The organism is Stenotrophomonas aracearum (genome assembly GCF_031834615.1).
In the GTDB taxonomy this organism is placed as follows: Bacteria; Pseudomonadota; Gammaproteobacteria; order Xanthomonadales; family Xanthomonadaceae; genus Stenotrophomonas; species Stenotrophomonas aracearum.
In genome coordinates this window covers 911,938-926,496 of record NZ_CP115543.1, presented here as the reverse complement: position 1 = coordinate 926,496, position 14,559 = coordinate 911,938, and the positions used below count along the sequence as shown (strand labels likewise).

The 14,559-nt window shown below is 67.2% G+C and carries 13 protein-coding genes; 2 read left to right on the top strand and 11 right to left on the bottom strand.

Annotated elements, in window-relative coordinates:
• Positions 1–68: 68 nt before the first annotated feature.
• The 6 genes from purF to PDM28_RS04225 all read right to left on the bottom strand — a co-directional run bounded on the left by purF (position 69) and on the right by PDM28_RS04225 (position 7,750).
• A complete protein-coding gene (gene purF, locus PDM28_RS04250; RefSeq protein WP_070207561.1) occupies positions 69–1,535 on the bottom strand; it encodes an amidophosphoribosyltransferase in 1,467 nt (488 codons plus the stop codon).
• A gap of 29 nt (positions 1,536–1,564) precedes the next feature.
• The gene (locus PDM28_RS04245) at positions 1,565–2,362 is read right to left on the bottom strand and encodes a CvpA family protein (RefSeq protein WP_102944220.1); all 798 of its coding nucleotides are present in this window, start codon (positions 2,360–2,362) and stop codon (positions 1,565–1,567) included.
• A gap of 30 nt (positions 2,363–2,392) precedes the next feature.
• Positions 2,393–3,427: an SPOR domain-containing protein gene (locus PDM28_RS04240; RefSeq protein ID WP_311183911.1), complete on the bottom strand. Its 1,035-nt coding sequence runs from the start codon at positions 3,425–3,427 to the stop codon at positions 2,393–2,395.
• A gap of 100 nt (positions 3,428–3,527) precedes the next feature.
• On the bottom strand, positions 3,528–4,802 hold the full coding sequence (gene folC / locus PDM28_RS04235; protein WP_311183910.1) for a bifunctional tetrahydrofolate synthase/dihydrofolate synthase: 1,275 nt from the start codon (positions 4,800–4,802) through the stop codon (positions 3,528–3,530).
• Positions 4,803–4,826: 24 nt separating this feature from the next.
• A complete protein-coding gene (locus PDM28_RS04230; RefSeq protein WP_311183909.1) occupies positions 4,827–5,471 on the bottom strand; it encodes a histidine phosphatase family protein in 645 nt (214 codons plus the stop codon).
• Between the two features lie 176 nt (positions 5,472–5,647).
• Positions 5,648–7,750, bottom strand: a complete 2,103-nt coding sequence (locus PDM28_RS04225) for a S46 family peptidase (protein ID WP_311183908.1) — start codon at positions 7,748–7,750, stop codon at positions 5,648–5,650.
• 160 nt (positions 7,751–7,910) lie between these two features.
• On the opposite strand from PDM28_RS04225, the gene tdh reads away from it, so the two are divergent.
• Positions 7,911–8,933 (top strand): L-threonine 3-dehydrogenase, encoded by a 1,023-nt coding sequence (tdh, locus tag PDM28_RS04220; RefSeq protein WP_070207587.1) that lies wholly within the window; start codon positions 7,911–7,913, stop codon positions 8,931–8,933.
• Between the two features lie 123 nt (positions 8,934–9,056).
• Here the strand turns inward: tdh and PDM28_RS04215 are convergent, their stop codons facing one another.
• Positions 9,057–9,758 (bottom strand): TorF family putative porin, encoded by a 702-nt coding sequence (locus PDM28_RS04215; protein WP_311183907.1) that lies wholly within the window; start codon positions 9,756–9,758, stop codon positions 9,057–9,059.
• Between the two features lie 192 nt (positions 9,759–9,950).
• Between PDM28_RS04215 and kbl the strand changes: the two genes are divergently transcribed.
• Positions 9,951–11,162 carry a glycine C-acetyltransferase gene (gene kbl / locus PDM28_RS04210; protein ID WP_311183906.1) on the top strand — a complete coding sequence of 404 codons (1,212 nt, stop codon included), beginning with the start codon at positions 9,951–9,953 and terminating at the stop codon, positions 11,160–11,162.
• 40 nt (positions 11,163–11,202) lie between these two features.
• Here kbl and PDM28_RS04205 read toward each other — a convergent pair whose 3' ends face one another.
• From PDM28_RS04205 to PDM28_RS04190, 4 genes are all read right to left on the bottom strand, one after another.
• On the bottom strand, positions 11,203–11,499 hold the full coding sequence (locus PDM28_RS04205) for a hypothetical protein (RefSeq protein ID WP_102944227.1): 297 nt from the start codon (positions 11,497–11,499) through the stop codon (positions 11,203–11,205).
• Positions 11,500–11,583: 84 nt separating this feature from the next.
• A complete protein-coding gene (locus PDM28_RS04200) occupies positions 11,584–12,426 on the bottom strand; it encodes a pseudouridine synthase (protein WP_311183905.1) in 843 nt (280 codons plus the stop codon).
• A gap of 19 nt (positions 12,427–12,445) precedes the next feature.
• A complete protein-coding gene (locus PDM28_RS04195; protein WP_311183904.1) occupies positions 12,446–12,958 on the bottom strand; it encodes a hypothetical protein in 513 nt (170 codons plus the stop codon).
• Between the two features lie 180 nt (positions 12,959–13,138).
• A complete protein-coding gene (locus tag PDM28_RS04190) occupies positions 13,139–14,227 on the bottom strand; it encodes an OmpA family protein (protein ID WP_102944229.1) in 1,089 nt (362 codons plus the stop codon).
• Positions 14,228–14,559: the final 332 nt, after the last annotated feature.

The window sequence follows — 14,559 nt, the reverse complement described above, 5'->3', positions numbered from 1 at the left end:
TGCTGCGCCGCGCGCAGCAGGTCACCGGCCGCCGCATCCTGCAGCACGCTCGCACTCACCGCCAAGCCTCAGGCGCGGCGCTTGTGCTTGGCGTCGTCCGAACGCAGCTGCTGGATGCGCTCGAAGTAGCCCGGCTCGATCCCGGTCGGATACACCCCGTTGAAGCACGACGAATCGAACGACTTCAGCTCCGGGTTGCCCTCGCGCACCGCCGCTTCCATGTCCTCGATGTCCTGGTAGATCAACCAGTCGCAGCCCAGGTGCGCCTCGATCTCCTCCACGCTGCGGTTGTGCGCCACCAGCTCCTCCGCCGCCGGCATGTCGATGCCGTAGATGTTCGGGTAACGCACCGGCGGTGCCGCGCTGGCCAGGTACACCTTGCGTGCGCCGGCGTCGCGCGCCATCTGCACGATCTGCTGGCTGGTGGTACCGCGCACGATCGAATCGTCCACCAGCAGCACCACCCGGTTGCGGAACTCCAGGTGGATCGGATTGAGCTTGCGGCGCACCGACTTCACCCGCTCACCCTGCCCCGGCATGATGAAGGTGCGGCCGATGTAACGGTTCTTGATGAAGCCTTCGCGGTACTTCACCCCGAGCACGTTGGAGATTTCCAGCGCAGCGTCGCGCGAGGTATCCGGGATCGGAATGATCGTATCGATGTCGTGGTCCGGGCGCAGGCGCAGGATCTTCTCGCCCAGCTTGATGCCCATGCGCATGCGCGCCTTGTGCACCGACACGTTGTCGATCATCGAATCCGGACGCGCGAAGTACACGTACTCGAAGATGCACGGACTGTGCTCGACCGGCTCGGCGCACACCTCCGAGAACAGCTCGCCGCGCGCGGTGATCACCAGCGCCTCGCCCGGGCGCACATCGCGCACGCGCTGGAAGCCCAGCACGTCCAGCGCCGACGATTCCGACGCCACGATGTACTCATCGCCTTCGGCATGCGCGCGCTTGCCCAGCACCAGCGGACGGATCCCGTGCGGGTCGCGGAACGCCACCAGGCCCAGGCCCAATACCACGCTGATCACCGCATACCCGCCCTTGCAGCGGCGGTGCACGCCGGCCACCGCACGGATGGCCGCTTCCGGGCTCAGCTGGCGCTGGGCGTCCAGCTCGAACGCGAACACGTTCAGCAGCACTTCGCTGTCCGAATCGGTGTTGACGTTGCGGCGGTCCTGCTCGAACACCTGCTGGCGCAGCGTTTCGGTATTGATCAGGTTGCCGTTGTGGGCCAGCGCGATGCCGTACGGCGAATTGACGTAGAACGGCTGCGCCTCGTCCATCCCTTCCGAACCGGCGGTCGGGTACCGCACATGCGCGATGCCGACCCGGCCTTCCAGGGTCGACATGGTCTTGGCGTCGAACACGTCCCGGACCAGGCCATTGGCCTTCTGCACGCGCAGGCGGGTGCCGTCGGCGGTGGCGATGCCCGCCGCGTCCTGGCCGCGATGCTGGAGGACGGTCAGGCCGTCATACAACTGCCCGGCGACGTTCTGGTTGCCGACAATACCGACGATGCCACACATGGTGCGAATCTCCGCTGGGCTGGGCCCATCTACTGTGAAGGTGGCCGTGCCTGGCCGGGGGAACCGTTCCGTGCCGGACCGGTGTCGTCCGGCCGCACGAGCGCCGGATCGGTGTTCTGGGGGGAGCCTGGTCGTGCCTGGTTGGCCCACACATCGGCGGGGTCCACCGCCTGCTGCGGGGTCTCATCCAGTGGTCGCGGCCATCCGCGCCCACCCAGCAACTGGCCAAGTACGCCATTATCGCCTGTCGCGCCCGGCTTGCCCAACTCCACGCCGGGCAGTTGCGCCATGTTCACCTCCGGCAGCGCGGCAGGCAGGGCCTGCAGCCCCTGCATGGCGTCCAGATCGGGCAGCGCCGGCAGGTCCGGCATGCGCGGCATGTGCGCCTGCATCCAGCCCACGCCGGGGTCCAGCGCGACGCGCAGGTAGGAATTCCGCCAGGTCGGCTCACGGGTCAACGGCGTGTAGGAGCCCAGCAGCAGCAGTACGCAGGCGATCAGGCCGCCGCGCGCCACGCCCAGGCCGCCGCCCAGCATGCGGTCGGCGCCGTTCAGGCTGGTCGAACGGACCGCTTGGCGGACCACCAGGCCGATCGCCCAGACCGAGACCATGACCAGCAGGAACACGGTGAGGTACCCGGCCACGTAATGGCCGCTGCCCGGCGCCGCCGGAGCCGACCACCAGGCCGCCGCGCTGCGCCCGAACATCAGTGCGGCCCAGCCGCCGAGCAGCCATGACAGGGTGCTGATGACGATGCTGACGAAGCCTTTCATCAGCCCCAGCAGGGTGGAAATGCCGATTACCGCCAGCAGCACGACATCAAGCATGCCGCGCTCCGGTCAGGTCATGGCGCCGCATCAGGGATGCGGCCGGACCATGCCGGCCACGCCGACCTTCGACGCAACCTGGGCCTTGAGGTTCTCCGCCTCGGCACGGTTGGCGACCGGCCCGACACGCACGCGGTTGAGCGTGCCCTTGTCGGTGCGTACCTGCTCCACGAATGCGCTGAAACCGGCGGCGCGGACCTTGTCGCGCAGCGCGTTGGCGTCGCTGGCCTGGCCGAACGCGCCCAGCTGCACGGCGAAGCCGACGCTGCTGGCGGCCGGCGCCGCCGGCACCACGGCCGGCTTGGTCGCCGCGACCGGTGCTTCCGGCTTGGCCGGGGCAGGCTTCGGTTCGGGTTTGGGTGCTTCCGGCTTCGGCGCCGCCTTGGCGGCGGCCACCGGCTCCGGCGGCAGCGCTTCGGTCTTGACTGCCGCGGCGGCCGGGGCGGCGCTGGCACTGGAGGCCGCCGCCGGCGCCGGACTGGCCGGGGTGGTGGTCGGAGTCGGCGCGGTGGCCACCGCGCTGTTCGCACCGGCGTCCAGAGTTACCACTTCGGCCTTGACGTCATTGCGAACTTTCACTGCCTCAAGGCGCGCGGCTTCGGCCTGCGCGCGGTCGGCGTACGGTCCTACCCGGACCCGCCAGGCCGGGCGGCCGTTGATCATCGCCGCTTCGCTGAAGCCCGGCAGCTGGGCCTTCTTCAGGAAGGCGATGACCGCATTGGCGTCGGCCTGGCTGCCGTAGGCGCCGAAACTGACCGCATAGTTGCCCGCAGCCACGGCGGGCGAGGTGTCGGCAACGGCCGCTTCGGCCGGCGCGGCAGCGTCCTGCAACGGCGCGGTGGTGCTGGCCGCACCCTGCAGGCCAGTGGCCCCGCCGGTGGGCGCTACCAGCGGCAGTTCGCGGGTCTGGAACTGGCCGTCGGCCGGAGCATCCGGAGCACTGATCGGAACATTGGCCACGCCACTGTCGGGCGCTGGGCCCTTGACCAGCATGGGCAGGAAAATCACGGCCAGCGCCACCAGGACGATGGCACCAATCAGACGCTGTTTCAGAGGAGTATCCACGGAAGGCAGGCAGGCGGCGCGGCGGAATGCCACGGCGATTATACGGGCGCGCGCGGGTGCGGCGTCGAAGACAACTGAACGAGGTGGCCGGCCGCCCGCGTCAGCGGGCCTGTTCCAGCCACTGCACGGCCTGTGCAGCGGTATGGAAGGAACCGAACACCAGCACGCGGTCGCCTGCCTTCGCAGTTGCCAGCGCCTGCTGCAGCGCGACCTCCACGCTGGCGTGCGTGGACGCGCCGGCAGCGGCGGTATCGGCCAGGCGTGCCTGCAATGCGGTCGCGCTCTGCGCGCGCGCGCCATCGAGCCCGGCCAGGTACCAGGCATCGACGCGGTCGGCCAGGGCCTCGACCACGCCCACCGCGTCCTTGTCCTGCAGCGCGGCGAACACAGCCAGCGTGCGTCCGCTTCGCGGCGCCACCTTCAACGACGTTGCCAGTTCGCGTGCGGCCTGAGGGTTGTGCCCGACATCGACCAGCACTTCCACCCCGTCGCGCTCGAACGCCTGCAGGCGGCCACGGATGCGCGCCTGCGCCACGCCGTCGATGATCGCCGCGCGCGACAGCGGCTTGTCCAGCGCGCGCAGCGCGGCGATGGCCGACGCTGCGTTGCGCAGCTGGATCGGGCCGCGCAGCGAGGGCATCGGCAGCTCGATACGGAAACCGACATCGCGCCAGCGCCATGCCTGCGCATCGATCACGTCGGCGAAGAAATCGCTGCCACCCCGGATCGCATTGGCGCCCAGCAGATAGGCGCGCGCCAGCACGCTCGAGGGCGGATCGGTCTCGCCCAGGATCACCGGCTTCCAGCCGCGGATGATGCCGGCCTTCTCCACGCCGATGGCCTCGCGGTCCTCACCCAGCCAGTCGGCGTGGTCGATGTCCACCGTGGTGATGATCGCGACGTCGGCGTCGACGATGTTGACTGCGTCCAGGCGCCCACCCAACCCCACTTCCAGCACCGCCAGGTCCAGCCCGGCGCCTGCGAACAGGTGCAGCGCAGCCAGCGTGCCGTACTCGAAATAGGTCAGCGTGGTATCGCCGCGGGCGTCCTCGATCGCGTTGAAGGCCGCGACCAGGGCCGCGTCGGAGGCGTCCTCGCCATCGATGCGGACACGCTCGTTGTACTGCAGCAAGTGCGGCGAGGTATACGCGCCCACCTTCCAGCCGGCCGCCCGCGCGATGGCCTCGACGAAGGCCACGGTGGAGCCCTTGCCGTTGGTACCGCCGACCACGATGGTGTGCGGCGCCGGCTGGCCCAGGCCCATGGCGGTGGCGACCGTGCGTACGCGCTCCAGCCCCATGTCGATGGTGGCCGGGTGCTGCTGTTCGATGTAAGCAAGCCAATCGGCGAGCGTCTGCGGGCGGGCGGTATTCATGGCGATGGATCGTGTGGGTCGGGGTTACAGCGCGCGGTGCTTGGCTTCACCGAAGAACGGCGTGTGGTGGGCGCAGTCGTTCAGGCGCACCACTTCCAGGCTGTCCAGGTCGGCGCCTTCGAGCAGGTTGAGCGTGGTCGGGGCCTGGCGGAAGGTCCACAGGCGCGACAGCGGCAGGCCCAGGATCCGGCACAGGATCACCCGGTTGACCGCGTCATGGGCCACCACCAGCAGGGTGTCGTGCTCGCCCAACCCTTCGGCGGCGCGGGCCAGGCCACGCCAGCTGCGGTCCAGCACCAGGCGCAGCGATTCGCCGCCGGGCATCAGCACGGTGTCCGGTTCCTCCCGCCAGGCCTGCAGGCGCGACGGGTCTTTCTCATGGATTTCGCTGGCCAGCAGGCCTTCCCACTCACCGTGGGCGATCTCCTGCAGGTCCGGTTCGGTCAGCAGCACCGGCGCCCGTTCGGCGCCCAGCGCCAGCTGCGCGGTGCGCTGCGCGCGCGACAGCGGCGAGGCGACGGCGCGGGTGATGTCCACCGACTTCAGGCGTTCGCCCAGCGCCTGGGCTTGGGCTTCGCCGATCGGCGACAGCGGGATATCGATCTGGCCCTGGTAACGGCCTTCGGCATTCCACGGGGTTTCACCGTGACGGGCAAGCAGGATGCGCATGCGAACTTGAGATCCTTGGCAGTCGCAATCGTTCACATTGCGTGAACGATCGTGGGGGGAACCGCATGATACCTAAGAAAAAACCCCGCGGTTTTGGCCGCGGGGTCTTCGGTGAATCAGTGGGTCAGGTTCAGCTCTTTCAGCAGCTGCGGCGCGGGCGCCACCTCCTGCATGATTCACTGCATGTAGCGGCTGTCCACCGCAATCATGCGGGTCATCACCGGGTCGAACACCCAGTTGGAGCTGACCGATTCCCAGTTGCCGTCGAAGGCCAGGCCGACCAGCTTGCCGTGCGCGTCAAGCACCGGCGAACCGGAATTGCCGCCGGTGATGTCCAGGTTGGAGAGGAAGTTGACCGGCACCGAGCCGATCCGCTTGTCTTCCAGCCCGCCGTATCGCTTGGCCTTGACCGCGTCCAGCAGCGCCTTGGGCGAGTCGAACGGATCTTCGCCGGTTTCCTTGGCGGCCACGCCTTCCAGCGTGGTGAACGGGGTGTAGTTCACGCCGTCCTTGCCGTAGCCCATGACATTGCCGAAGGTGATGCGCAGCGACAGGTTGGCGTCGGGATAGACGAAGCCGCCCTGGCTCTTCTTGTAGTCGGCCACGGCCTGCAGGTAGGTCGGGCGGGCCAGCAGCGATTCGCCTTCGCGGGTCTTCTTCTGCTCTTCCTGCTTCAGCAGCGCCGGCATCGCTGCCACCGCGTACTGGATGGCCGGGTCGGTGCTGGCTTCGAAGGCGGCGCGGTCGGCCTTGAACCAGGTCAGGCGCTCGTCCAGGCTGCCCAGCTTCGTGCCCGACAGCTTGCGGACCAGGCCGTCGACGGCGGCGGCATCGCTGCCGGCCAGCCACTGGTTCAGCACCTCGTTGCTGCGCTGTGCCGCCGGCAGGGCCGCGTACTGGTTCAGCCAGTACTGCTGCAGCTGCTGGTCCATCTTCGCCACGTAGCGGCGGTCCATCTGGCGCAGGGTGCCTTCCAGGGTCGGCAGGTCGCGTTCCTGGTAGCCGGTTTCGCGCTCGGCGTCCGGCTTGGCGCGCTCGATCGACAGGCGATACAGCGACAGCGCGGCGCCGACCGCAGACGTGTTGTTGAACTGGCTGACGAACAGGTCGCGCTCGCGGGTGGTGCGGCTGGTGTCCAGGTGCTTGACCAGCTGCGCGTGCGCGGCCAGTGCGGGCTTGCCCGCCGCGCCCTGCTTCTTCAGCCATGCCAGCACGGCCGCTTCCTCGGCCTGCTTCTGGCCGGCGGCGTCGATGCGCTTGAAGCCTTCCAGCTGGCCTTTGTAGTTCTTGGCCACGTTGTTCATGCTGGCGGCCGTGTTGGCGTACTTCACCTTCACGTCCGGATCGGCCTTGCCGGCCTTGTCGATCAGGTCCAGCACCGCGTTGTAGTGGCGGGCGATGGTCGGGTAGGACCAGTCGGCGGTCTCATTGAATTCGCCAGCCAGCGCGTAGCGGTTGGTGCGGCCCGGGTAACCGGCCACCATCACGAAGTCGTCGGCGCCCAGCGGCTGGTCGGCGAACTTCAGGAAGTGCTTCGGCTGGTACGGCACGTTGTCGGCCGAGAATGCGGCCGGCTTGCCGTCCTTGCCGACATAGGCGCGGTAGAACGAGAAGTCGCCGGTGTGGCGCGGCCACATCCAGTTGTCGACGTCGCCGCCGAACTTGCCGACGCTGCCGGGCGGCGCGTAGACCAGGCGCACGTCCTTGATTTCCATGTTGCGGAACAGGCGGTAGGTGTTGCCGCCAGAGAAGCTGTACAGGCGGCAGCGGAAACCGGCGTCGGCCTCGCAGGCGGCGGTCTGCGCCTTGTCGAACGCTTCCAGCGCGCGGGTACGGGCCAGCGGGTCCTTGCCGGCGGCGGCAATGGCGGCCTTGGCCTGGTCGGTGACGTCGGTGATCTGGTCGAGCACGAACACGCGCGCGTTCGGACCGGCGCTGAGTTCGTCCTTCAGGGTCGGCGCATTGAAGCCGTCCTTGATCAGGTTCTTCTCGGCGGTCGAGTTGAGCTGGATCGCGCCATAGGCGCAGTGGTGGTTGGTGACCACCAGGCCCTGCGGCGAGACGAAGCTGGCGGTGCAGCCGCCCAGCGCGACCACCGCGCCCATCGGGTCGCCGGTCAGGTCGGAGATCTGTTCCGGCGACAGCTTCAGGCCGGCCTGCTTCAGCGGCCCGGCAATCTCCGGCAGCTGTTGCGGCACCCACATGCCCTCGGCGGCAGCGGCGGCCTGGACCAGCCCAAGGCTGGCAACGACGGAAAACGCAAGCAGATTCGAGCGCATGAGCGGCCCTTGGGTGAAAGAACCGCCGATTGTAGCCGGGTCCGCCACACGGCCCGTCGGCCGAACGTCATGGACGCACCGCAACATGCCCCCGCCCCCACACCCCCTATAATTCCGCCTTTCCCCCCAGATGAGCTCCACCCCGATGGCGCAGCAAACAATGAAGGCCCTGGTCAAGCGCGAAGCCGCCAAGGGCATCTGGCTCGAAGACGTGCCGGTGCCGGTGCCGGGCCCGAACGAGGTCCTGATCAAGCTGGAGAAGACCGCCATCTGCGGTACCGACCTGCACATCTACCTGTGGGACGAGTGGAGCCAGCGCACGATCAAGCCGGGCCTGACCATCGGCCACGAATTCGTCGGCCGCATCGCTGAAATCGGCCCGGGCGTGACCGGCTACGAGCTCGGCCAGCGCGTCTCGGCCGAAGGCCACATCGTGTGCGGCCACTGCCGCAACTGCCGTGGCGGCCGTCCGCACCTGTGCCCGAACACGGTCGGGATCGGCGTGAACGTCAATGGCGCCTTCGCCGAATACATGGTGATGCCGGCCAGCAACCTGTGGCCGATCCCCGACCAGATCCCCTCGGAACTCGCCGCCTTCTTCGACCCGTACGGCAACGCCGCGCACTGCGCGCTGGAATTCGACGTGATCGGCGAAGACGTGCTGATCACCGGCGCGGGCCCGATCGGCATCATTGCCGCGGGCATCTGCAAGCACATCGGTGCGCGCAACGTGGTGGTCACCGACGTCAATGACTTCCGCCTGAAGCTGGCCGCCGACATGGGCGCCACCCGCGTGGTCAACGTGGCCAACACCTCGCTCAAGGACGTGATGAAGGAACTGCACATGGAGGGCTTCGACGTGGGCCTGGAAATGAGCGGCAACCCGCGCGCGTTCAACGACATGCTCGACTGCATGTACCACGGCGGCAAGATCGCGATGCTCGGCATCATGCCGAAGGGCGCCGGCTGCGACTGGGACAAGATCATCTTCAAGGGCCTGACCGTGCAGGGCATCTACGGCCGCAAGATGTACGAGACCTGGTACAAGATGACCCAGCTGGTGCTGTCCGGCTTCCCGCTCGGCAAGGTGATGACCCACCAGTTGCCGATCGACGAGTTCCAGAAGGGGTTCGACCTGATGGAACAGGGCAAGGCGGGTAAGGTTGTATTGAGCTGGAACTGAGAAAAAGGCGCCCAATGGGCGCCTTTTTCGTTTTGGGTTTGCTTGGAGCCGGCCGGCGGCCGGCACTACGTCGGCTGCGGTAGCGCCGGCCGTTGGCCGGCCCACGGAACCGTTCCGGAGGTGTTATTGCCCGACGGCGACGGTGAAGACGACGCGGTTGTCGGCGAGCTTGCCGCTGTTGTCGCGGCCGTTGCCGTCGGTGCCGTAGTAGCCCAGGCCCAGGGTGAACAGGCCCCAGGTGCGGTTCACGCCGATGTTCCAGTCGGTGTAGTCCTTGGCGATCTCGTCCTTGAAGGTGTTGCGGCCGACGTTGGCGGTCAGGTTGAATTCCTGCGGCAGCGCCCACTCGGTGCCGGCAGCGAAATACCAGCCGTCGGTGTCGGTGTTCCAGACGTCGTTGGTGTAGGCCACGGTCACGTTGTAATGCTCGGCGAAGCTGGTCTTGGTGATCAGCTCGGTATAGGCCAGCTCGCTGGAACCCGGGTAGCTGTAGTGGTTGAGCATGACGTCGAAGTTGACGTTGTCGGTGACGTCCACGCCGTAGCCGATGAAGTAGTCGACCTCGGCATCCGGGCCGCCGTCGCCGAAGTCCACGCCCGAGCCCCAGATGCCGGCGTACAGGCCGACCGGCGAGGTATAGGTGAAGCCAGCCTGCAGGGTCGGGTCTTCATCGGTCTGCGAGACACCCCGGAACACGTAGTCGGACACACCCGTCACGTTCCAGCTGAACGGCGATTCGGCCTCGTCCTGGGCGCTGGCGATGAACGGGGCAAACAGGGCGGCGCAGAGCACAGCGGCGGCGGTATGGCGCGTGGCGTGGTTCATGCGGGTCTCTCCAGACGGTGGGGGTGAAGGGGTGGGGAGTTTACGGATTTTTAACCCGATTGATATTGCGTTGCAACAATTGCATGCGCAACCGATGCGCGCCCGCCCTGCCCCGGGTCCCACCACTGACCGCCCCGGGCAACGGCCCGGGCAGGTAAAATCCCGGCTTTCCCGTGCCGATGACCGCCTGCCATGACCGACGCCCAGACCGCCCCGCTCACCCAGCACTATGTTGAGGAACTGGAGGCGATCCGCGCCCAGGGCCTGTTCAAGTCCGAGCGCGTCATCACCAGTCCGCAGTCGGCCGAGATCACCCTGGACGACGGTCGCCAGGTGCTGAACTTCTGCGCCAACAACTACCTGGGCCTGGCCGACCACCCCGACCTGATCCAGGCGGCCAAGGACGCGCTGGACAGCCACGGCTTCGGCATGGCCTCGGTGCGCTTCATCTGCGGCACCCAGGACCTGCACAAGCAGCTGGAGCAGCAGATCGCCGGCTTCTTCGGCAAGCAGGACACCATCCTGTACGCGGCCTGCTTCGACGCCAATGGCGGCCTGTTCGAGCCGCTGCTGGGCGAGAACGACGCGATCATCTCCGATGCGCTCAACCATGCCTCCATCATCGACGGCGTGCGCCTGTGCAAGGCCAAGCGGTTCCGCTACGCCAACTGCGACATGGCCGACCTGGAAGCGCAGCTGCAGGCCGCCGACGCCGCCGGCTGCCGCACCAAGCTGATCACCACCGACGGCGTGTTCTCGATGGACGGCTTCATCGCCCCGCTCGATGAGATCACCGCGCTGGCGAAGAAGTACAACGCACTGGTGCATATCGACGAATGCCACGCCACCGGCTTCCTCGGCGCCACTGGCCGCGGCTCGGCCGAGGTCAAGGGCGTGCTGGATCGGATCGACATCATCACCGGCACCCTGGGCAAGGCCATGGGCGGTGCACTGGGCGGCTTCACCACCGCCAGCGCCGAGGTGATCGAGCTGCTGCGCCAGCGCTCGCGCCCGTACCTGTTCTCCAACTCGCTGCCGCCGCACGTGGTCGCCGCCGGCATCAAGGCCTTCGACATGCTGGCCAGCGCCGATGACCTGCGCACCACCCTGCAGGAAAACACCGCGTACTTCCGCGAGAAGATGACCGCAGCCGGGTTCGACGTGAAGCCGGGCGTGCACCCGATCAGCCCGGTGATGCTGTACGACGCCCCGCTCGCACAGACGTTCGCGCAGCGCCTGCTTGAAGAAGGCATCTACGCGATCGGCTTCTTCTTCCCGGTGGTGCCCAAGGGCCAGGCGCGGATCCGCACCCAGATCAGCGCCGCGCACACCCGCGCGCACCTGGACCGCGCGATCGATGCGTTCACCCGCATCGGCGTGGAGCTGGGTGTGATCAAGGCGTAACGGCGGCGCACCATGGAGCGGGGCAGAGCCCCGCTCTACGTCATTTGTTCCGGGTGGTCGCGGTCGGATTGCCCTTCGCCACGCGAATCCCGTTGGCCTTCATCCACGCGTCGAACTCTTCGGCGGTCATGCGCTTCTCGCCGTTGCTCATGTGGAACCGGTAGGCGCCGCGCCCGTCGCGCTCAGTGGCCGGCAACTGGATCTCGACCACCTTGTCGGTGACCGGCGGCGTCGTTCTGGCCGCCTGTTTATGACCGCTGCAGGCACTCAGCAACAAGGCTGGCAGCAACAGGCATGCACCGCCCAGCACGGGGCGGCGATTGACGAGGGTTTGCATGACACTTCTCCCGGTAGTGGTCAGTCGGTAAACGACAGGCCGTCCCTTGCCCGGTGGTGCGCCCGCTCCCCAGCGGGCCACGCACTACGATGCGACCACGGCACTTCCGGCCGTGGTGTGGAGCAACTCCAGTTCGTGCGGCTGCAGCTCGCGCCAGGCGCCCTTGCCCAGCGTCCCCAGTGCCAAGTGGCCGATCCCTACCCTTACCAAACGTAGAACACCGATCTGGAAGGCCGCCAGCAGGCGGCGGATGTGCCGGTTGCGGCCCTCTTCCAGCACCACTTCGAGCCAGGCGGTCTTTTCCCCGCTGCGCAGCAACCGCACCGCGCGTGCGCGCAGGAACTCGCCGTCGTCCTCGACCCCGGCGCGCAGCGCGGCCAGCTGGGTCTCATCGGGAATGACGTCGACCTGCACGTGATAGGTCTTGTCCGGCCCGGTTTCCGGATCGGTCAGGCGGGCCGCCCACTCGGGATCGTTGCTGAACAGCAGCAGCCCCTCGCTGGCCTTGTCCAGGCGCCCCACCGGGGCCAGCCACGGCAGGCCAGCACCGTCGAAGCAGCGGTAGACGGTGTCGCGGCCACGCTCGTCCTGCGCGGTGGTGACCAGTCCGCGCGGCTTGTTGAGCATGATGTGGATGCGCCGGGCGCTGCCCAGCGGCTGGCCGTCGACGCGGACCACATGGCGGCCGTCGACGATCGGGAACTCCGGGTTGTTGATGGTGCGGCCGTCGACCGTGACCCGGCCGTCGGCGATCCAGCGCGCGGCCTCGGTGCGTGAGCACAGCCCGGCCTTGGACAGTACCCGCGCCAGCCCGTGGCGCGGCGCATCGGGGGCGCGCGCGGTGCCGGCTCTGGCCGGGGCGGACGCACGCCGCGGGTCGCGGCGTGGTCGATCAGGAGGCGCCGCGGGTGGCCGACGGGTGCTCATCGGTCGCAGCGCGCGGGTCTTACTTCTTGCCTTCCGGCTTGGTTTCAGCCGGGGCAGCCGGGGCCGGAGCGGCGGCAGCTGCCGGTGCCGGGCGCGCCTTGACCACGCGCACACCCTTGGCCTTCATCCAGGCGTCGAATTCCTCGGCGGTCATGCGCTTGCCGTTCTGGCTCATGTCGAAGCGCCACGGCGTGTTGTCGAATTCGGTCTGCGGCTTGTAGGCGGCCGGATCATTCGGCTTCACCGCCGGTGCGCCCGGCATCGCCTTGGCGATGTTCTGGCAGCCGTCGATGCGCAGGCGCTGCAGCACGCGGTCCAGCGACTGCTGCTGGTCGAAGTTGGAGGTCAGCACGCCCGCCGGCATGCCCAGCTGCACGTTGCGGATGTACAGCTCGTTGGCGACCGGTGCGATCGCGGTGGCCGGCAGCGGCAGCGGCGCTACGGCGGTAGCCGTGGCCGAGCAATCCACGGCTGCGTAAGCGGTGGGAACCAGGGCCATGCCGAGGGCGGCGGCCAGTGCGATACGCAGCATGGGATGCATCCAGGAAAGAGGGTGACGCACCGAGTTTAACAGCGCCACAACCGCTTTCAAGATCCCACATTCAATGAATACGGCAACTTGTTGAATTTAATTCCAATTTGTTGGAACGCACACAAAAAAACAGGGCCCGGCATTGCCGGGCCCTGTCCTGAGGCTGATGTTCCCGAACGATCAGTTCTGGACGTTCAGCTCGGTACGACGGTTCTTCTCGCTCTTGCAGGCCGGGAAGGTCTGCGGGGTCTGCTCCAGCGGACGGCTCTCGCCATAACCGATCGGACCGGTCAGACGGCTGGCAGCAACGCCGTTCTGGGTCAGATAGTTGTACACGGTGGTCGCACGACGCTCGGACAGCTTCTGGTTGTAGTCTTCCTTGCCGCACAGGTCGGTGTGGCCAGCCACTTCGACGCGCAGGTCCGGGTAACGCACCAGGATCTGGGTGGCTTCGCTCAGGATCGCCACGGCGTCCGGACGCAGGTTCGACTTGTCGAAGTCGAAGTTGACGCCCTTCAGGTCGATGGAGACCGGCACCGGGCAACCGTCCGGACCGATGGTCTGACCCGGCTGCGAATCCGGGCACTTGTCGTCGCAGTTGTTGACGCCGTCACCGTCGTCATCCAGGTCGGCGCAGCTCGGGGCAGCCGGCGGCGGAGCGACAACCGGGGCAGCCGGCGGCGGGCCCAGCGGGATCACGACGCCGACCGAGGCCAGCACGTCGCCGAACCAGCTTTCGTCCGGAGCAGCGATGCTCTTGTCGTCGAAGTCACCGCGGTAGGCCACTTCGGCACGGACTGCAACGCGCTTTTCGAAGGTGGTCTGCAGGCCGACGCCGACCTTGGCGGCGAAGTTGCCGTCCTTGCGCTCACCCGGGCTGTCCGGCGACGGGAAGTTGTCGAACTCTTCTTCCGACTTCTGGTAGCCCAGGCCCATCAGCAGGTACGGGTTCCAGCCACGGCCGTCCTGGATGAAGTGGTAACGGGCATCGACCGACGCGCCGTACTGGCTCCAGTTCAGATCCTGGTTGGCGTCGAAGTTCGGGTTCTGGTAGTTCAGGTCGAAATCGAGCGACCAGTTCGGGCTGACGAACTTACCCAGGCCCAGGGTCACGAACGGAGCATCGTTGGTCAGACGGTCGCTATCCTGGAAGTTGAAGCCCGCCGAACCGGTCAGGTACCAGCGGTCATCAAAGGACGACTGCGCCGAAGCTGCCTGGGCAAACGCCAGGCCGCCCAGCAGCGCGGCAGTGAGGATCTTCTTGTTCATGTAATACAGCTCCTATTTCGGGGGTATGAAACCGGTAGAGGCATGGGCCAGCACTACTGCGTCGTTAAGACTGCCGATTCAGCACGCCACCGCCGCGAACATTATGCTCAGGGGAGTGAAGGCGATGTTAACGGTCACATAACATGTGAAATCGACCGCCAGACCTCCACCGGTCCAGCTGGAGGCACCCTATACAGGTTGGTGAATTTCCGCAAGGCCCAACAATGACAAGGGTTTTGGGCACTTTCCCAAAGATTTCAACGACTCGCTACAGTATTTGATGCAATTCGGCGGTGTGTCGCGATTCAGCTCAAAAACAGGTTTGAAAGCGT